18 protein-coding genes are annotated in these 17412 nt (G+C 66.5%); 8 read left to right on the forward strand and 10 right to left on the reverse strand.

The window, feature by feature from the left end; translation table 11 throughout:
- Positions 1–7: 7 nt before the first annotated feature.
- Positions 8–634, forward strand: coding sequence for a phosphoribosyltransferase (locus tag AC3WRR_RS16105; protein ID WP_010809961.1), 627 nt, complete (start codon positions 8–10; stop codon positions 632–634).
- A gap of 24 nt (positions 635–658) precedes the next feature.
- The gene (locus tag AC3WRR_RS16110) at positions 659–1315 is read left to right on the forward strand and encodes a BON domain-containing protein (RefSeq protein WP_010809962.1); all 657 of its coding nucleotides are present in this window, start codon (positions 659–661) and stop codon (positions 1313–1315) included.
- Between the two features lie 19 nt (positions 1316–1334).
- On the opposite strand, the gene groL is transcribed toward AC3WRR_RS16110, so the two are convergent.
- Positions 1335–2972, reverse strand: a complete 1638-nt coding sequence (gene groL, locus AC3WRR_RS16115; RefSeq protein ID WP_010809963.1) for a chaperonin GroEL — start codon at positions 2970–2972, stop codon at positions 1335–1337.
- A gap of 517 nt (positions 2973–3489) precedes the next feature.
- Here groL and AC3WRR_RS16120 point away from each other — a divergent pair.
- The 3 genes from AC3WRR_RS16120 to AC3WRR_RS16130 all read left to right on the forward strand — a co-directional run bounded on the left by AC3WRR_RS16120 (position 3490) and on the right by AC3WRR_RS16130 (position 5249).
- A complete protein-coding gene (locus tag AC3WRR_RS16120) occupies positions 3490–4158 on the forward strand; it encodes a dienelactone hydrolase family protein (RefSeq protein ID WP_010809965.1) in 669 nt (222 codons plus the stop codon).
- Between the two features lie 63 nt (positions 4159–4221).
- Positions 4222–4554, forward strand: a complete 333-nt coding sequence (locus tag AC3WRR_RS16125; RefSeq protein WP_010809966.1) for an ElaB/YgaM/YqjD family protein — start codon at positions 4222–4224, stop codon at positions 4552–4554.
- A gap of 332 nt (positions 4555–4886) precedes the next feature.
- Entirely contained in the window at positions 4887–5249 is a 363-nt protein-coding gene (locus AC3WRR_RS16130; protein ID WP_492297426.1) for a TraR/DksA family transcriptional regulator, read from the forward strand.
- Positions 5250–5351: 102 nt separating this feature from the next.
- Here AC3WRR_RS16130 and AC3WRR_RS16135 read toward each other — a convergent pair whose 3' ends face one another.
- The 4 genes from AC3WRR_RS16135 to AC3WRR_RS16150 all read right to left on the reverse strand — a co-directional run bounded on the left by AC3WRR_RS16135 (position 5352) and on the right by AC3WRR_RS16150 (position 8596).
- Positions 5352–5594: a hypothetical protein gene (locus tag AC3WRR_RS16135; RefSeq protein ID WP_010809969.1), complete on the reverse strand. Its 243-nt coding sequence runs from the start codon at positions 5592–5594 to the stop codon at positions 5352–5354.
- Between the two features lie 45 nt (positions 5595–5639).
- Complete coding sequence (locus AC3WRR_RS16140; protein ID WP_010809970.1) at positions 5640–6305, reverse strand: SagB/ThcOx family dehydrogenase; 666 nt, start codon at positions 6303–6305, stop codon at positions 5640–5642.
- A 182-nt stretch (positions 6306–6487) separates the two neighbouring features.
- Positions 6488–8017 (reverse strand): bifunctional aminoglycoside phosphotransferase/ATP-binding protein, encoded by a 1530-nt coding sequence (locus AC3WRR_RS16145; RefSeq protein WP_010809971.1) that lies wholly within the window; start codon positions 8015–8017, stop codon positions 6488–6490.
- 96 nt (positions 8018–8113) lie between these two features.
- A complete protein-coding gene (locus tag AC3WRR_RS16150) occupies positions 8114–8596 on the reverse strand; it encodes a lecithin retinol acyltransferase family protein (protein ID WP_010809972.1) in 483 nt (160 codons plus the stop codon).
- Positions 8597–9044: 448 nt separating this feature from the next.
- Here AC3WRR_RS16150 and AC3WRR_RS16155 point away from each other — a divergent pair, with 448 nt between their 5' ends.
- Positions 9045–9518 (forward strand): peptidase associated/transthyretin-like domain-containing protein, encoded by a 474-nt coding sequence (locus AC3WRR_RS16155; protein WP_011615445.1) that lies wholly within the window; start codon positions 9045–9047, stop codon positions 9516–9518.
- Between the two features lie 45 nt (positions 9519–9563).
- Here the strand turns inward: AC3WRR_RS16155 and AC3WRR_RS16160 are convergent, their stop codons facing one another.
- On the reverse strand, positions 9564–11864 hold the full coding sequence (locus AC3WRR_RS16160) for a heavy metal translocating P-type ATPase (protein ID WP_492297429.1): 2301 nt from the start codon (positions 11862–11864) through the stop codon (positions 9564–9566).
- A gap of 544 nt (positions 11865–12408) precedes the next feature.
- Between AC3WRR_RS16160 and AC3WRR_RS16165 the strand changes: the two genes are divergently transcribed.
- Positions 12409–14013, forward strand: coding sequence for a PAS domain-containing sensor histidine kinase (locus AC3WRR_RS16165; RefSeq protein WP_492297448.1), 1605 nt, complete (start codon positions 12409–12411; stop codon positions 14011–14013).
- A 311-nt stretch (positions 14014–14324) separates the two neighbouring features.
- On the opposite strand, the gene AC3WRR_RS16170 is transcribed toward AC3WRR_RS16165, so the two are convergent.
- The 4 genes from AC3WRR_RS16170 to AC3WRR_RS16185 all read right to left on the reverse strand — a co-directional run bounded on the left by AC3WRR_RS16170 (position 14325) and on the right by AC3WRR_RS16185 (position 16457).
- Positions 14325–14885 (reverse strand): hypothetical protein, encoded by a 561-nt coding sequence (locus AC3WRR_RS16170; protein ID WP_492297431.1) that lies wholly within the window; start codon positions 14883–14885, stop codon positions 14325–14327.
- A gap of 372 nt (positions 14886–15257) precedes the next feature.
- The gene (locus tag AC3WRR_RS16175) at positions 15258–15689 is read right to left on the reverse strand and encodes a DUF6691 family protein (protein WP_010809977.1); all 432 of its coding nucleotides are present in this window, start codon (positions 15687–15689) and stop codon (positions 15258–15260) included.
- Position 15690: 1 nt separating this feature from the next.
- A complete protein-coding gene (locus AC3WRR_RS16180) occupies positions 15691–16125 on the reverse strand; it encodes a YeeE/YedE family protein (protein ID WP_492297433.1) in 435 nt (144 codons plus the stop codon).
- A complete protein-coding gene (locus AC3WRR_RS16185) occupies positions 16119–16457 on the reverse strand; it encodes a metalloregulator ArsR/SmtB family transcription factor (protein WP_492297434.1) in 339 nt (112 codons plus the stop codon). Before AC3WRR_RS16185 ends, AC3WRR_RS16180 begins: the two co-directional genes overlap by 7 nt.
- Before the next feature lie 84 nt (positions 16458–16541).
- Here AC3WRR_RS16185 and AC3WRR_RS16190 point away from each other — a divergent pair, with 84 nt between their 5' ends.
- On the forward strand, positions 16542–17402 hold the full coding sequence (locus tag AC3WRR_RS16190) for an MBL fold metallo-hydrolase (RefSeq protein WP_010809980.1): 861 nt from the start codon (positions 16542–16544) through the stop codon (positions 17400–17402).
- Positions 17403–17412: the final 10 nt, after the last annotated feature.

Here is a 17412-nt window from a genome sequence, read left to right on the forward strand (position 1 = left end):
GGGGGTAATGCCATTCATTGACAGGGCCGATGCCGCCGCACAACTGGCGCGTGCGCTTGCTGGCCACGCAGGAAAACGGCCGCTGGTGCTGGCCGTGCCCCGCGGTGCGGTGCCGATGGGCGCCATCATTGCCGATGCGCTCGGCGCGGACCTTGACGTCGTGCTCGTGCGCAAACTCGGCGCACCGGGCAACCCGGAGTTCGCCATCGGCGCCGTAGACGAGAGCGGGTGGACCTATCTTACGCCCTATGCCGCCGCGGCAGGCGCCGACAGCGAATACATCGACCGCGAGCGCGCGGCCCAGCTTGAGGTGCTGCGGCGGCGCCGCGCCGCCTACACGCCGGGCCGGGAACCGGTCCGCGCCACCGGTCGACAGGTCATCATCGTGGACGACGGCCTGGCGACCGGGGCCTCGATGATCGCCGCGCTGCACGCCATCCGCGAGCAGAAGCCCGCGCGGCTCGTCTGCGCGGTGCCGGTGGCGCCGCCGCGGACGCTGGAGCTGTTGCAGCCCTATGTCGACGAGGTGGTATGCCTGGAGACGCCGGCCGGCTTCCGGGCAGTGGGGGAGTTCTACCGCGACTTCTCGCAGGTCGAGGATGCGGAGGTCGTGGCTTGCCTGAAAGGGCGGTAAAGACACGCACAAGCGGGGGCACCCATGAAGGGCGACAGGCAGCTGCAGCAGGACGTGACCGAGGCGCTGATCTGGGATCCTGCGGTCCATGGCAACGAGATCGGGGTCCAGGTCCAGGACGGCGTCGTCACGCTGACCGGGCACCTTGGAACCTTTGCCGAGAAGTACTCGGCGGAAGCGGCCGTCAGGCGCATTCCCGGCGTGCGGGCGCTGGCCGTGGAACTGGACGTTCACCTGCCCGACGATGCGCGCCGCACCGATGCCGACATTGCCCGGGCCGCTGCCAACGTGCTGTCCTGGGATGCGACGGTGCCGGCCGACCGTATCCGGATCCTGGTCGAACACGGCGTGGTGACCCTGAGCGGCGATGTCGACTGGTACTACCAGCGCACCGCCGCCGAGCACGCCGTGGCCGGACTGTTCGGCGTGGTCGGGGTCACCAATGCGCTCGCCATCCGGCCTCGTGCCGACAAGCAGGACGTGGCGGCACGGATCCAGGCGGCCATCGCACGCCAGGCTGCCAGCGACGCCGACCAGGTAACCGTGACGGTGAGGGATGGCGCGGTGACGCTGACCGGCACTCTGCGCACGCTGGCCGAGCGCGAGGCGGCATTCGAAGCGGCCTGGTCTGCACCGGGCGTCAGCGCGGTCGTCAACCAGATCGAAGTCAGGCCCGGTTAGCTCAGGCCTGCACCGTTGCTCAGTATTCTTCGCCGAACATCGACGACCCCGTGCGCATGCCGGCATCGCCCTGGCCGGCGGGGCTGCGCTGAATCGCGATCATGCAGTCCGTCGTCAGCAGCAGGGAGGCGATCGACACGGCATTTTGCAGGGCCGTGCGTACCACCTTGACGGGGTCGATCACGCCGAGTTCCAGCATGTCGCCATAGCGCTCGGTGCCGGCGTCGTAGCCGAGCGTGCCCGAGCCGACGCATACCTGGTGCACCACTGCGTCGGCATCCGCACCGGCGTTGGCGGCGATCTGCCGCATCGGCGCGGCCAGTGCCGCGTGGACGATGTGGCCGCCGGCGGCCTGCTCGGCGTTCGGTGCCTGCCAGGCTTCGAGGGCAGCGCGGGCGCGCAGCAGCGCCACGCCGCCGCCGGCGACGATGCCTTCGTCCACCGCGGCGCGGGTGGCGTGCAAAGCATCCTGGAAGCGGTTCTTGCGCTCGTGCAGCGCGCTCTCCGTGGCCGCACCCACCTTGATCACAGCCACGCCGCCGGCCAGCCGGGCCAGGCGCCGCTGCAGCGCCTCACGCTCATAGTCCGAGCGCACCTCGTCCAGGCGCAGGCGCAGGGCGGCAATGCGCTCGGCCACGCGCGGGCGTTCGTCACCGGAGCCGATCAGGGTGGTGGTGTCCTTGTTGACCTCCACGCGGCGGGCTTCGCCAAGCTGTTCCAGCGTGACGTGCTCGAGCGAGATGCCGGCCTGCGGTGAGACCACCGTGGCGCCGGTCAGCGCGGCCAGGTCGCCCAGCTGCTCGGTGCGCGAGTCGCCGAAACCCGGTGACTTGACTGCGCAGCTCTTCAGCGCGCCGCGCAGGTTGTTCACCACGAGCGTGGCCAGGGCCTCGCCCTCCACATCGTTGGCGATGACCAGCAAGGGCCGGCCAGCGTGGCTCACGGCCTCAAGGACCGGCAGCAGTTGCGCGATGGCGGCAATGTTCGCGTCGCACAGCAGCACCAGCGGCGAATCCAGCACGACGGCACGGCTCTCGTTGGTCGCGAACAAGGGCGAGAGGTAGCCGCGATCGATCAGCGCGCCGTCGGCGATGTCGAGTGCGTCGTCCAGCTTGGAGCCATCCTCCACGCTGATTGCGCCATCCTTGCCGACCCGCTCGACAGCCTGCGCCACCAGCGTGCCGACGGTCTGGTCGCCGCTGGCCGAGATCGTGGCGATCTGGCGCATCTCGCCGGTACTGCTGCAGGGCCGGGCGCTTTCCAGCAAGGCGCTGGCGACCAGCTTGCCGGCGGCCTCGATGCCGCGCTTGAGTTGCATGGGGTCGTGGCCGGCTTCGACGTATTTCACGCCCTCAGCCACGATCGCGTGGGCCAGCGTGGTCGCAGTGGTGGTGCCATCGCCAGCGATCTCGCTGGTGCGCACCGCGGCCTCGCAGAGCAGGCGGGCGCCCATGTCGGCGAACGGATTGGCCAGCGTCACCGACTTCGCCACGACCACGCCGGAATTGGCGACCAGCGGCACCATGTCGGGCCGCTCCACGATCACGTTGCGGCCTCCCGGGCCCAGCGTGACCTTGACCGCGTGGGCCAGTTGTTCCACGCCGCTCAGCATCATGCGGCGCGCGCCTTGGTGGAAGATAAGTGTTCTGGCAGGCATGAAAAACTCCGCATTGACAATCAGTGGGTCGGGCTTGCTACTACGGTAGTTGCCGTGCAGGTCCGCACGTTGATGCAACGCAAGCCCGGGGTGGCGCCCGCCGCCTGTGACAGGCGCGCTTCATTCCGGCCGGTCGCTGTCCAGTACGGGCACGGGATGCCCGGGCTCCAGCGGCTCCAGCGCCTTGGTCTCATCCAGGTGGAAGAGGGCATTGCGCGACCTGCTACGGCGGGTCATGTAGGCGGTGTCGCCTGCAGGTGTCTGGTCATTGTTTGATCCAGCCCAAGTCGATGGCCGCGCAGGCGCATAGCTTTAACAGTGTGAACGCGCCCCGTCGTCAGCACGACTAAGGAAATGCAACTGGCGCGGGACATCGGCAATCCCATTCAACATGCCTGCGGGGAGCGCTGACGATGGACCTCGGCATCGCCGAGACCGAACTGAACGTGCACTGGCACAGGACGCGACGGTGGCGCGGCCGTTGGCAAGGACAGGAAGAGGGGGGAAGGGAAGTCTCATGGAGCACATCACCATCGAACAGGTGCGGATCCATATCGGCGACATCGCGCTGCCAGGCGACCTTACCCTGCCGGAAGCGGCATCCGGCCTGGTCCTGTTCGCACATGGCAGCGGCAGTTCGCGCTACAGCGTGCGCAGCCGCGGGGTCGCAGCGACGCTGAATCGGGTGGGCCTGGGCACGCTACTGTTTGACCTGTTGGCGCCGGACGAGGACGCCGGGAGGTCGAAGCGATTCGACATCGCCCTGCTCGGGGAACGCCTCAAAGCTGCCACGGTCACGGTCGCGCACCTGACGCGCGATCGCCACCTGCGGCTCGGCTACTTCGCCGCCAGTATGGGGGCTGCCGCGGCCATCCGTGCCGCCGCTGAGCCGCCGCCGCGCATGCGGATCGACGCGGTGGTGGCGCGCGGAGGCCGCGTGGACCTGGCAGGCCACGAGGCGCTGCGCCAACTGCAGGCCCCGACGCTGATGATCGTAGGCGAAGCGGATCCGGTGGTGCTGAAGCTCAACGCGCGCGCCACCGCATGGATGCAATGCGAGAAGCGGCTGGAGGTGATTCCCGGCGCCACTCACCTGTTCGAGCAGCCGGGTGCGCTGGAACAGGTCGGCGAGCTCGCCGGAAAATGGTTCTGCCAGCATTTTGCAGCGGCTGGCGGGAACTTGTAGTTCGACAGGATTTCCATGGTGCCGTGCGATGCACGGCGATGACTCAGTGAAAAGGAGAATGAAATGAACGATACTCGCGCCGCGCTCTTGCCGCACAAGGAAGCACTAGCCCGTGATGCCAACACGCTGTTGGCGGATGTACAGGCATTGTTGCGGGATGTTGCCGACGAAGCCGGCGTAGAGACCGCGCAGGCACGCGCGCAGCTGAGCGCACGCCTGCACGCGCTCCAGGGCCGCCTCGCCGAGCAACGCCAGGCGGCGCGCATGCGTGTCTCGCAATGGGCCGACACCACGGATCGCTACGTCCACGCACATCCCTGGGAGAGCATGGGCTCCGTCGCCGCTGTCGCGGCCGTGGCTGGCGCCCTGGTCGCGCTGGCCGTCACCCGCCGTTAGCGCGGGCACGGCAGGCAGGCTGCTGCAGCCAGTGGCCGGTTGCGAAGCCATGGTCGTGTGCACGCTGGACCGTCCGGATGCCAGGCTGGTGCCGCTGCTGTGGCCCGCTGCCGCAGCCAGGGAAGGCGGCGCCGTGCGGGTCGGACTGGCGGCGCCATACCTCGCGTACATGCGCCAGGACAAGCTCTTCCGGACAGGCTGCAAGCGGTCGCGGCCGACATTGTCACGTGCGACACCGTTGCGCACCCATCCAGCCGCATTCCCGTAGCAGAGCGCCTGGCAGCCGGCATCCGGCTGGCACTCCAGGCGCCAGCGGGTTCAGGAGATCCGTCATGAACAAGCTCACAGCGCAGGAAACCGTCTCGCTGGCGACGCAGCTTGACGCGGACGAAGCGCGCATCCATGCCGCCGTTGGTTCCGCCGACACGCCGATGACACCATTGGCGCAGCGTGAGGCGCGGGACGAGGGCGACCTTGCCGACGAAGAAATCCTGCAGCGGCAGGACGATGCGATGCTGGAACACTACCGCATGCAACTGGCCGACATCGCCGCCGCGCGGGCGCGGATGCAGCACGGCCAGTACGGCACCTGCATCGATTGCCAGCAGCTGATCCCGTTCTCGCGCCTTCAGGCATATCCGACCGCGAAGCGCTGTACCGCATGCCAGCGCCGGCACGAGCAGCTTTATGCGTGACAGTCGGAGGATGCCGCCGAGGGCAACTGAGCGCCTGGCGGGCTGCCACCGCGAAAGCGACGGTCGCCCCCCGGCAGCGGCCGGGAGGCTGGCGCTGACCGGCTAGCGCAGGTCGTACTCGCGCATCATTTCGGTCGTGACTGCCTTGACCGTGGCCAGGCATGCCGGCGGGACAGCGGGGAAGGCGTCGATGGTCCAGTTGCAGCCGCCGTTGGCAGTTGCGTCGACACGCTGCGGCAACGGGATGTCGCAGTCGCGGCAGGTGTCGCCGAGGTCGGCGTTTTCCTGCAGACGCCGCAGAATTTCATTGCGGATCTGTTCCGCACTGCCGAGGTTCTTGATCATGTCGGTGTCTCCTGTTGTCAGGTGGTGGCGATCCGGCCAGGATGCCTAGACCGGCGCGCTGTCATGCGGAGCCGGACGCCCGATGGTCTGGGACAGGATCGGTTCCTCGTCCTCGTTCAGCGACATATGCTCGGCCAGCTGGCGCCGGTTAAGCCAGCCGCGCACCACCGCGCCCAGCCCGGCCGAGGCGCAGTAGAGATAGGCGTTCTGGACCATGGCGCCGGCCGCGGCGGCAGCGAAGGTCTCGTGCAGCTTGGGCGGGACGTCCTGCATCCGGCCATGGTTGGCGACGTAGACCAGGTCCAGCGGCGCCATGCCGACGAAGTCCTGGTAGCCGGTCATGCTGCGCACGTCTGCCGCGCGCTTCAGCACCAGGCAATGGTGGATCGGGTCGTAGCGGTAGAGGCCGGCGGGCAGCGCCGCGTAGACGTCGATCACCGCCTCGCCGTGCGGCGAAGGGGCTGTGCGGCCGCCGCCCTGGGAGCGGTTGACGCCCGCCGCGGCCCACAGCAGCTCGCTCAGCTGCTGCAATGGCAGCGGCTGCTCGTCGAACTCGCGGGTGCTCATGCGCTGCCACAGCGCCCCCATCAGCGGCAGGCCATTGGTGCGGTCCGGCTGTGGCAGGGCGATGACCCGCTCGCTCGTGCCGGAGGCGGGGCGTGGCAGCAGGTCCTTGATGGGCTGGTAGGGGATGCGCTTCAGTTCGTCCATGGGAGCTCGCATTTGTTGCAAAGAGCGGCGCGAGCGCTCTGCGCATGGCACCGGTATGGACGAATGTAGGCGCTGCCCCCGGCCGTGGATTGCGCTCCGTCAAGCAGCGTCGATGGGGCCTTCCCTGGTGTGAAAGCAAGGGGTGCTGGCGCTGCTTTAGATGGCGGCGCCGAGCTCTGGCGTCAGCCGCAGCCGGGTGCGGCGGGGCCCGTAACGCTGCCCGGCGAGGCGACGCAGGCACGCTCGGCTTCGGTCAGCGGCTCCTGGACACGCATCTGCCACGCCAGCACGCCGTCGTCGGCATCCGACAGGTCCCCGCCCGCCCGGGCACGCGCGGCGATGCGGGCGCGCAGTGTCTCAGGGCTGGCTTCGCAGGTGACGATGGCGAAGGGCACGCCAAGGCGGCGCGCCTGGGCAGCAAAGCGTTCGCGCTCGGCGCGGACCAGGAAAGTCGCGTCGGCAAGCATCGGGAACCCGGCCCGGCAGCCGAGCCGGCAGACCGCGAGCAGGCGTCGGTAGGTCCGTGCCGTTTCGCTCGCGGCATACCAGCCACCCGCGGGCATCACGCCGCGGTGCAGGCCCTTGCGTACCGCGTCGGAGCGTACGCGTACCATCGACCCGGCCTCGCTCATCTGTGCCGCAACCGTGGACTTGCCGCTGCCGGACAGCCCATGCATCAGCACCATCGGCCCGCGACGGCGGCTGAGGCATCGCCATGCCAGCGCCAGCAGCCTGCCTGCCTCGGCCTGCGCCGGCGCCATGGACGCGCCCGCGGCGTGCTTCTGGCAGCCGCGCTCCAGCAGCACGCGCGCGCGCACCAGGGCCCGCATGGCGAGATAGAAGGGCAACACGGCCAGCGCGCCGTAGTCTCCCGACTGCTCCAGGTAGCCGTTGAGCAGCCGGTAGGCCAGCGCCGGTCGGCCATGGTGCAGCAGGTCCATGACCGGGAAGGCCAGGTCGCTGATGGTGTCGGTCCAGCGCAGGGCGGCGTCGAACTCCAGGCAGTCGAATGGGGTCGGCACGCCGTTCAGCAGCACGATGTTGCCCAAATGCAGGTCGCCATGGCACTCGCGTACATGGCCGTTGCGCAGGCGTGCCCGGAACGCATCCGTCAGCCGGGTGGCCTCGCTGCGCGCCCGCAGGGCCACGCGGCTGGCCAGGTGCGTGGCCGACGTCAGCCGGCCAATGCCGCCCAGGCACTCCGCAAGCGTCGCGTCGATGCGGGCCGGCGTGCCAAAGCTATCGGAAGGGGCGGCAGGGGGCTGCGCCTGGTGAAAGGATGCAATGCTGCGCGCCAGCGCATCGATATGGCCCGGCTCCAGCCGGTCCGCAACGATTCTTGCGCTGAGCAGGTCTTGCTGGTCGAAGCGCCGCATCCGGACCGCATGCTCGATCGGTATGCCGCCGCCACCGATGCGCACCGAGCCGGGCGTGGGGCCCGCCAGGATCGGCACCACATCCAGATACAGGGCAGGTGCGAACCGGCGGTTCAGGCGCAGTTCGGTCTCACAGTCGTCGCGGCGTGCCTGCGCGGTGGAGAAGTCGACAAAGTCGAACCGCACCGGCTTGCGCACCTTGTAAGCAAAGTCCCCGGCCAGGAAGACACGGGAGATATGCGTCTCGATGACCTGTACTGCCGGCGCCGGGTGGGGGTAGGCGTCCGGCTGCTGCAAGGCGGCCATCAACGCCGCGTCGTCCCATTGACTTTCCATGTCCCTTGCCGCCTGCGCCCTTGCGCTGTTGTGAACTGCCACCTCAACTGCAGCCTCGGCACGCAGACTCCGGCTGCCAACTCGCCCCGCGGCGCCCTATGCCGTCACGTCGGCCAGATCCTGCCCCAGGATGCCCGCCGCGCTACAGAGTACGCCCACGATAGCCAGCAGTGCGCGCCACGGGTGGCTCAGCAGCGCCTCCACTTGCTCGCTGCGGCTCTCGCCAGACAGGCACCAGATGCAGAAGTGCTCGCAGTTGTTGGTAAGAAGGCGGTAATCGTCCTCTCCAAGCCGCGCAGTCGCGCGCCGTACGATCTCCGCCTCGACGTACCTCGCTTGCGTGGCCGGCTCGACGCGAAAGCCGTAGCCGCCGGCAAAGCCGGCGAGGGTGGTCTTTTCGACGGGGCCGCAACGCAGGAAACCTTTGAACCCGACATAGTGCACCACCTCGCCGTTGCCGACATAAATGCCGTGGTGGACATAACCACGGCGGTCCGTCTTCAGATGCGCGCCAAGAGGAATGTCCGCGGAGATTGCCGCAAGGCGCTGTGCGTGTCCGATGTGGTGATCGTCGCTCATCGCTTTTCCCCTTGTTGCCTTTGTTGTGCTGGTCGCTCCTGCCCCGGTGGTCCCGGTTTTCCTGCCGATGAGGGCAACCGTGTGCCCCGTGTATGCCTGCAGTATCGTTGCCGGCCGGCGACGCCGAAATCAGCCGGTTCCGAAAAACGTGTCGGCTTGCTGCCATGCAGCTTGTACGCGCATCGCGACGGCGCTTGTCCGCCGTTCGCACCGGGCTGTCAGCGGAACCTGACAAGGGCGCGGCGGTATAACCCGATATTTCCCAGCCATTATGGAGAGGAGGGACATTCACCCTGCGTTGGCCGGTGACTTCGGCGATCGTTGACAGGCATCAACCCGTATGTCCGGCCGGACGCTACCTTCCGGTAACCGAAGATCACCGCCACTACGGGCATTTCAATGCGTTGTCGGAGGGACGAAAATGGAGATTACGTGGAGCTTTGTACGCATGCTCTCGTCCCTGATGATTGCCGTAGCTGCTGCGGGTTGTGCGTTCCGCTATGGGCAAGCCGGATCATACTTGCAGCCAATGGCCGAATATGGCGTCTCGTATGTGTCGGGCGGGGACAGCGAAGCCGGCATGGACGCGATGCTCGCCATCGCGGACCGCTTCAACGTACGTCTGACCATGGTGGACGCCGCACGCGGGGACCCGCTGCCGGATGCTGCCATCCTCGTGTCCAGTCAGGACGGGCGCTCGATATTGCATGCGAGCGCAACCGGGCCGATGTTCTATCTCCGGCTTCCCACGGGCGTCTATTGGCTGGCAATTGGTTATCAGGGCTGGGTCCGGACCCGCGATATCGCCGTCGACGGCCAGGCACTCGACATGACGTTTCGCCTGCCCGTGAGGACGCTGGAGGACGACTGGCTGCTTTGCAGCTCGCCGCGCGGCAACGTCGCGGTTACCGCCGTCTGGTGACGCCATCTCAGCTTCGCCATCAATTACCACCGTCGGCGCAGAACGTCACTCCGTGGGCGCATCTTCGCGCAGCGCATGGAACAGCTCGTCCTCCTGCGCGCAGTGCAGCCGCAATACGGCCTCGAGCCCGTAGAGCAGCCGCTGGTACTCCCTGACCCTGCCGGCGTCTGGCCCATCCGGCGGTGAGTCGTCCGCCATCCGCTGCAGTAGCCGGATCACCCGGAAGATCTCGCGGTGCATCGCGCTCATCGCCGCCAGCGGATCATCGCCTCCGACCAGCAGCGCGAGTTGCGGATAGAGCTGCGCGTCATCGTGCTGTTCGTGGGGCAAAAGTGTTCCGCTGAGGGATGCGCACAAGCGGCGCAGTTCCGTGCCCGCGGCGTGGCCAGGCATGGCTGGCAACCTGTCCGCGAGGCTGCGGATCTGTTCCATCAGCGGCGCCAGCGCGGCGTGCTCCTGGTTCAGGCGCTCGGCGTCGGCCGTGGACAGGCGTTCCGCCGGCACCGACGGGTCGGCGCGCAGGGCGCGCAGCGCATTGGCAATGACCAGCACATCGATGACCTCCTGCAGCATGGCGCCGGCCAGTGGCGGCAGGTAGCCGAACGCGGCGACCGCCATCGCGACGAACGACAGGCCCATGCCGGCCATGGCGCTTTGCACGGCCAGCCGGCGCGACCGGCGGGCGATGCGCACCGCGTCCACCAGCCGGTCAAGCCGGTCCACCAGCAGCACGACATCCGCGGCTTCCGACGATGCCGCGGCACCTCGTGCGCCCATGGCCACGCCGACGTCCGCGGCGGCCAGCGCCGGTGCATCGTTCACGCCGTCGCCCACCATCAGCACAGTGCCGTCGTGGCGCGCCGCCTCGATCGCGGCAAGCTTCTGCGAGGGGGTGAGGTTGGCATGGACCTCGGTCACGCCCAGCATTGCGCCGACGGTCTCGGCGACGTCGAGCCGGTCTCCCGTGAGCATGGCCAGGCGCCGTATGCCCGCCTTGCGCAGCAAGCGCAACGCGCGCGGGGTGTCCATGCGAATCAGGTCCACGAACTGCAGTGCCCCGACCAGCACGCCGTCGACCGTGACCAGCGAGACCGAGGCGCCTTCGAAGGCCGCGCGCTGCAACATGGCCTGGCACCACGGTGGCCCGGCATCGCCGCCGCCGGCAAAGGCGGGCGATCCCACCGCCACCACGTGCTCGCCAACCCGCCCGGCAATGCCAGCACCGGCGGTCTCGGTCACGCCTGACGGCAGGTCCAGGGCCAGGCCTCGCTCGCGCGCCGCGGTCGTGATGGCTTCGGCGACAACATGCCCGGAGGCCTGGGACAGCGAAGCGGCGACGCGCAGCACGTCGGGCGCCGGCCATCCGGGCGCGCTCTCGATGGCCGCCAGGCGGGCCCTTCCGCCCGTCAGCGTCCCGGTCTTGTCGAAGAAGAGGATGCCCGCCTGCGACAACCTTTCAAGCGCGCCGCCGCCCTTGACCAGCACGCCGCGCCCGGCGCAACGCGACACCCCGGACACAATCGCCACCGGAACGGCCAGGATCAACGGACAAGGGGTGGCGACCACCAGCACCGCCAGCGCCCGCGCGAGTTCACCACTGGCAAGCCAGGCAAGCCCGGCGACGAGCAGGGTGACAGGCACCAGCCACAGTGCATAACGGTCGGCCAACCGCGCCGCGGGCGGGCGCTCCGCGCGGGCGGTGCGCACCAGCCTGGCGATGCCGGCGAAGGTGCTGTCTGCCGCGGTGGTCGCTGCCACCATCTCGAACGGGGTGCCGGCGTTCAGCACACTGCTGCGCACGGTCTCGCCAGGGAGTCGCTGCCGTGGCAGCGACTCGCCAGTCAGGGCAGATTCGTCCAGCGTCGCCTGGCCCAGCAATGCGCCGTCCACGGGTACGACTTCGCCATGCCGGACCAACAGGCGATCCCCCGGACTGACCACATCGAGGGAAACCGCGCGCCATTCTCCGTCCTCGAAGCGGTTGGCGGACTGCGGGGCGCGGCTGAGCAGGGCGGACATCTCCCGCTCGGAACGGGCCTGCGCATAGTTCTCAATGGCCCTGCCGCTCTCGATCATCAGGGCCAGTACGGCAGCCGCGAGGAATTCGCCAAGCGCCAGCGCCAGCCCGATCGCCAGCAGCGCCAGGACATCGACGCCCGCTTCCTTCCGGCGCAGCGACCGCACGATGGCGACGATCAGCGCGCCGGCGACGACCAGCGCGCCAACCGCCCAAGCGAGCCTCGCGGCGAGCGCTTCGCCGAAGGCAAAAAGCAGCAAGCCAGCGCCCAGCGTGCCGGCCGCGACTGGCAGCAAGCCGAGGTCAAACTTGCGAAACCCGATGTGCATGGCGAACCCGATCCCCTGCGTAACTGGCGCCGGTTGCTGGGATACTCCCGCTGATGCCTTCAGGCGATCGCAGATCCTGCCGCGCTGGCGGCTGCGCAATCCCGGCTGCACGCCGAATCAGGCACTGTGTAATGGTGATGTTAGTCCAACAGGCACCGGGCCGATAATAGCCTCGGCCGCAGGCAGGGCGCGCCAGCCAGCCCTGGAGATAGTCGATGGCTGCAGGGGCCGCGGTTCGCGGCGCCACGGAGATGATTCGGCACGGCGCGGACCCGCAGTGGCTGTCGGCGGTACTGCCGTATTCGCTCACTCCTTGATGCACGCGGCGATTACGGCGCATTTTCGGTTCAAATTGCGCTTTGGCCGGTGCCGCCCTATATATTTGGGGGGCGAGAAGCACTCTCAGACAATCATCGTCCATTCCATGAGCAACCCTTTGGCACCCGCGGGCAAGGTGCAGCCTTCGTCCGAACGTTCTCACTCCCTTGCCATGGCGATTGGCAGTGTGACGGCCGTTCTCCTCCTCGCGGGGGGATGCTTCTTGATGGCTACCGTCGAATGGTATCGGCAGTTCCTGGCGCCGTTGGTGTTCTTGACGGGCGCGGGCATCGGACTCGCCGTGGGACTTTACTGGAACCGGCTGAGGAAGCTTACAGGGAGTAGTGATATCCAACGCGTGGCGGATAGCGAAGCCCAGTTGGCGGGGATCATCCGATCTTCGATGGAAGCGATCATCACCGTGGACAGTGACCAGCGCGTCGTACTGTTCAATCCCATGGCAGAAACGCTATTCGCCTGGCCGGCCGAACTTGCAATCGGGCGCTCCCTGAGCGACTTCATTCCCCACCGCTTTCGGGCCGCCCATGCAGAGCATGTGCGCCGGTTTGGGATCACGGGCGTTTCGGACCGCGAGATGGGACTCCAACGGGCGCTGTGCGCCATGCGTCGGGACGGAAGCGAGTTCCCTATCGAAGCATCCATTTCACAGATCTCTGTCGGCGAGGCCAAGTTATACACTGTGATGCTGCGCGATATCACCGAACGCGTGCGTGCTGAGGAAGCCCTGCACCGAAGCCTTCAGCTTGTGAAGGAAAGCGAGGCGCGATTGGCGGGAATTATCCGCTCCTCCATGGAAGCGATCATCACCGTGGACAATGAACAACGCGTAGTGCTGTTCAATCCAATGGCGGAGACGCTGTTCGCCTGGCCCGCCGAACTCGCGATTGGCCGCCCCCTCGGCGACTTCATTCCCGAACGCTACCGGGCCGCTCATGAGGAGCACGTGCGTCGGTTTGGGATCACGGGCGTATCGGATCGTCAGATGGGACGTCAACGGGCACTCTACGCTCTGCGTCGTGACGGCACTGAATTCCCTATCGAAGCATCCATCTCGCAAACGGCCCACGAAGGCACGAAGCTATATACCGTGATGCTGCGTGATATCACGGAGCGGGCACGCGCGGAGGCGGCCCTGCGCCGCTCACGGGAAGAACTGCAACAGCTTTCAGATGGGATACTCGCTGCCCGCGAGGAGGAGAGGCGCCGCATTGCACGCGAGCTGCACGATGACCTGGGCCAGCGCCTGAGCGCGCTTAAGATGGACATGGCTATGCTCGGCGCGGACGTCGATGAGGGCCGTGACACAGCAGGACTGCTAGACGAGATTGGTGCCATAAACGGCGTCATCGACAATACTGTTGCCTCGGTCCGACGCATTGCCAGTGACCTACGGCCGGCCTTGCTGGACGAGTTGGGAATGATTCCTGCCATTGAGTGGTTGGCCGATGATTTTGCCAACCGGTACGGATTGGCGGTGAGCGTGGACGGTGCCGAGGCTGACGTCCCCGCGCAGACGGCAATCGCCATGTTCCGCATTGTCCAGGAGGCATTGAGCAATGTCGTCCGGCATGCCGACGCGACCACCGTGCATATTCAGCTCACCCAGTCAGAGGGCCAACTTGTGTTGCGGGTGCAAGACAATGGGGTGGGCTGGGACAAGGTCTCCTCCGCAAGCGGGCCACGCAAATCGCTGGGACTCCTTGGCATCCGGGAGCGGGCACGCCTTCTGGGTGGCAGCTTCACCATCGACAGCACTCCCGGCAAGGGCTTTTGCCTAATCGTGCAAATTCCCCACGAAAGGGTGGCCTGATGCGACATGCCTCATGATTGGGGATGGCATCGCAGTTGTCCGGAATCAAGCCCCCATGTGCCGGGGTAATTCTGGCGATTGTAATTGCGAACGCCGCGACCGGCTTCATTCAGGACGGCAAGGCGGAAAAAAGCCACGGACCGTTTCGGCACCGGCGACGCTACGCCGAAAGCTTTGCAGACACTCACTCCATTCTGCTGCTGCAGCGGAACTGCCGTCGCAAGCGCGCACGGCCGGACGGCAAGGGGCTGGCAGGTTTGCGGTCTGACGGGATTAGTCCGCACGAGGGCCAAACCTTACGGCCAGACCCATCATCCGCCTGGCGCCATCTTTCCACCCATGCCCGGACCCATTCCCGGACCCATGCCCGGACCCATGCCCATGCCCGGGCCCATGCCCGGGCCCATGCCTTGGTCGTTGGCCATCGTCTGCATCATTTCCTGCATGAACGCCATGTGACTACCCGCCATGTCTTGGCACATCTGCATTTGATTTGATGGGGCGTTTCCCTTGGCGACTCTCTTGCCAGGAGCCATACGAGCAGGGCCGCCCATTTTCATCATGTCCTTTTGCATGATGGCCATTGCATCTTGCATGACCTGATGGCGTTCAGCCAAGAGGGCCTGACGCTCCTCCGGCGTTTTGGCACGCGAAAGCCGCTCTCTGATGGCACGCAGGTGGGCAACCTGGGCGTCCAGCTTTGCATCGCTGGAAACTCCGGGAGTTACGACCGGAGCCTTATCTTGCCGCTTTTCAGGATGGTGCTGCTCATGCTCAATGCCGGTAGCCGGCGACGCCGGGAAAGCTGCTGGCGCCCACGCTAGCACGGCGGCCGCAGTGATAAGGGTAGAGAGGCGATGGTTGGTGGACATGGGAGATCCTCCTATGAAAACATGATGGTTCCTAGTCCAAGGTATGCGGCGGTCAGGGATTTGAGTTGATTGGGATCAACGAAGCGATGGGTGTACCGGGTGTTCAGTCCCATCGATGTGCTGGTCTGCGCAGGAGCAATCTGCGCAGACCATTTTGCGGATGCCCTCAGCAGCAATGCTCCGGTTGCCAGGAAACGGTCTGGCCAGGAACAAATCCGGCGGCGGAATACCTGGAAATCGACTATGAGGGCAGCAAGTCAGCGGGAACCGTGTAAAGCGCCACTTCGCCCGTCGGCGCCAGCCCTGCGGCGCATTGCTTGTTCCTCTGCCACGCCTCTATCCAACTGCACTTCGCTGCCAGTGCCGGCGTGCTTACGCCCGTTGCATGCTTGATTTGGCGCGCTCCGCGACCTCGAACACAAGCATGCCAGCCACCATTGCTGCCACAAAGCCAATGGCCTTCGGATAGCCAGCGCCCAGGGCAACCAGCGCGGGACCAGGGCAGAAGCCGGCCAGACCCCAGCCGACGCCGAAGGCGGCGCTGCCCAGTACCAGCCGCAGCGTTACGGCCGTGCTGGCCGGCAGTTGCACAGGCAGCCCCAGGAAGGAGCGTTTGCGGTGTTTGGCGATGAGGAAGGCGAGCGAGCCAATGGCAATGGCACCGGCCATCACAAAAGCGAGGGACGGGTCCCAGGTTCCTGCAAGGTCAAGAAAGCCCAGCACCTTGGCCGGGTTGGCCATGCCGGAGACCATCAGGCCAATGCCAAATAGCAGGCCTGCGACGAGTGCAGTCATGGCGGTCATATCAGCCTCCAATCAGGTGCCGTTGCACGAAGACAGTCAGGAATCCCGCCACCATGAAGGTGAGGGTGGCGACCAGCGAGCGGATGGAGCCGCGCGAGATGCCGCACACGCCATGGCCGCTGGTGCAGCCGCTGGCGTAGCGGGTGCCAAGGCCGACCAGGAAGCCGGCGGCCAGGATTTCGCCCCAGCTTGCCTGGATATCCGCAATGGCGGGCTTGCCGAGCATGCTCGCAATCACAGGAGCGCCAACCAGGCCAGCGAGGAAGGTCAGGCGCCAGGCCATGTCCTTTCGAGGCAGGCTAAGCAGGCCGCCGAAGATGCCGCTGATGCCGGCAATGCGGCCGTTGAACAGCAGCAGCACGGCGGCCGCCGCACCGATGATGAGCCCGCCGACCAGTGACAGGCCGGGCGTGAAGTTAGCGAGGTCAATCAGCATGTCGCCTCCTGATCGGGGTTGGCACAGAACTGTTCATAAAGGACCGCCATGACGGCAAGCGCCTGGGGGCTCGCCACCGAATAGAAGATGCTCTTGCCGTCACGGCGCGTGGCCACCAGGCTGTTCTCGCGCAGCACACCGAGCTGTTGAGACAGCGTCGGCTGCCGGATGCCGAGCTGTTCCTCCAGCTCACCGACAGACAGCTCGCCTTGGGACAGGCGGCACATCAGCAGCAGGCGGTCCGGATTGGCAAGCACCTTGAGCAGGGCACAGGCCTGCGCCGCAGCAGCTTGCATGCTGGCGAGGTCGATGGCGGCGTGGGGCTGGTCCATAGGTCGTTTACATTTTGCTTGTTAATATTATATTGAAAAATAGAATGTGTGTGAATAGAATGTACTGCATCCAAGGAGGCGAGCATGCACCCGACTATCCAGCCGTTCTTCGACCCTGCGACCTGGACTGTGACGTACGTGGTCTTTCAGGAGGGGCGCCCCGAGTGCGCCATCATCGACTCGGTGCTGGACTACGACCCCAAGGCGGGTCGGACATCGACGGCAAGTGCTGATAAGGTTGTTGCGTTTGTGCGCGCGCATGGACTGAGAGTCGAGTGGATTCTCGAGACGCACGCGCATGCCGACCACCTGTCTGCCGCGCCGTACCTGAAGCGACACCTGGGTGGCCAGACAGCAATAGGCCAGAACATCCGCAACGTACAGGGGGTCTTCAAGACGCTCTTTAACCTGGAGCCTGAGTTTCGGCTCGACGGGTCGCAGTTCGACCACCTGTTTGACGACGGAGCGACGTTTGCCATCGGCGGCCTGACCGGCAGGGCGATTCATGTGCCAGGGCATACACCCGCCGACATGGCTTACCAGATTGGGGACGCGGTCTTTGTCGGCGATACGCTGTTCATGCCGGACGTCGGCACGGCTCGCTGCGACTTCCCGGGCGGCGACGCACACGAGTTGTATCGCTCCATCCGCAAGCTGCTGGACCTGCCGAGCAATACACGGCTCTTTATGTGTCACGACTATCCGCCCGAGGGGCGCGGGCCTGCATGGGAAACGACGGTGCGCGCTCAGCGCGAAGGCAATATCCACGTGCATGACGGCGTGAGCGAGGAACAGTTCGTGGCCATGCGCCGGGCGCGCGATGCGACGCTGGCGATGCCGACGCTGCTTCTGCCGTCGGTGCAAGTCAATATACGAGCCGGGGAGTTGCCGCCGCCCGATGCGAATGGCGTTCGCTATCTAAAAATCCCTCTGGACGTCATCTGAGGCAGGTTGT

It is taken from the genome of Cupriavidus sp. FW305-3-2-15-C-LB2 (genome assembly GCF_058787575.1).

Excerpts from the sequence above, each read along its gene's own strand:
- AC3WRR_RS16105 (WP_010809961.1), top strand. The coding sequence starts at position 8 with ATGCCATTCATTGACAGGGCCGATGCCGCCGCACAACTGGCGCGTGCG.
- AC3WRR_RS16110 (WP_010809962.1), top strand. The coding sequence starts at position 659 with ATGAAGGGCGACAGGCAGCTGCAGCAGGACGTGACCGAGGCGCTGATC.
- groL (WP_010809963.1), bottom strand. The coding sequence starts at position 2,972 with ATGCCTGCCAGAACACTTATCTTCCACCAAGGCGCGCGCCGCATGATG.
- AC3WRR_RS16120 (WP_010809965.1), top strand. The coding sequence starts at position 3,490 with ATGGAGCACATCACCATCGAACAGGTGCGGATCCATATCGGCGACATC.
- AC3WRR_RS16125 (WP_010809966.1), top strand. The coding sequence starts at position 4,222 with ATGAACGATACTCGCGCCGCGCTCTTGCCGCACAAGGAAGCACTAGCC.
- AC3WRR_RS16130 (WP_492297426.1), top strand. The coding sequence starts at position 4,887 with ATGAACAAGCTCACAGCGCAGGAAACCGTCTCGCTGGCGACGCAGCTT.
- AC3WRR_RS16135 (WP_010809969.1), bottom strand. The coding sequence starts at position 5,594 with ATGATCAAGAACCTCGGCAGTGCGGAACAGATCCGCAATGAAATTCTG.
- AC3WRR_RS16140 (WP_010809970.1), bottom strand. The coding sequence starts at position 6,305 with ATGGACGAACTGAAGCGCATCCCCTACCAGCCCATCAAGGACCTGCTG.
- AC3WRR_RS16145 (WP_010809971.1), bottom strand. The coding sequence starts at position 8,017 with ATGGAAAGTCAATGGGACGACGCGGCGTTGATGGCCGCCTTGCAGCAG.
- AC3WRR_RS16150 (WP_010809972.1), bottom strand. The coding sequence starts at position 8,596 with ATGAGCGACGATCACCACATCGGACACGCACAGCGCCTTGCGGCAATC.
- AC3WRR_RS16155 (WP_011615445.1), top strand. The coding sequence starts at position 9,045 with ATGCTCTCGTCCCTGATGATTGCCGTAGCTGCTGCGGGTTGTGCGTTC.
- AC3WRR_RS16160 (WP_492297429.1), bottom strand. The coding sequence starts at position 11,864 with ATGCACATCGGGTTTCGCAAGTTTGACCTCGGCTTGCTGCCAGTCGCG.
- AC3WRR_RS16165 (WP_492297448.1), top strand. The coding sequence starts at position 12,409 with ATGGCTACCGTCGAATGGTATCGGCAGTTCCTGGCGCCGTTGGTGTTC.
- AC3WRR_RS16170 (WP_492297431.1), bottom strand. The coding sequence starts at position 14,885 with ATGTCCACCAACCATCGCCTCTCTACCCTTATCACTGCGGCCGCCGTG.
- AC3WRR_RS16175 (WP_010809977.1), bottom strand. The coding sequence starts at position 15,689 with ATGACCGCCATGACTGCACTCGTCGCAGGCCTGCTATTTGGCATTGGC.
- AC3WRR_RS16180 (WP_492297433.1), bottom strand. The coding sequence starts at position 16,125 with ATGCTGATTGACCTCGCTAACTTCACGCCCGGCCTGTCACTGGTCGGC.
- AC3WRR_RS16185 (WP_492297434.1), bottom strand. The coding sequence starts at position 16,457 with ATGGACCAGCCCCACGCCGCCATCGACCTCGCCAGCATGCAAGCTGCT.
- AC3WRR_RS16190 (WP_010809980.1), top strand. The coding sequence starts at position 16,542 with ATGCACCCGACTATCCAGCCGTTCTTCGACCCTGCGACCTGGACTGTG.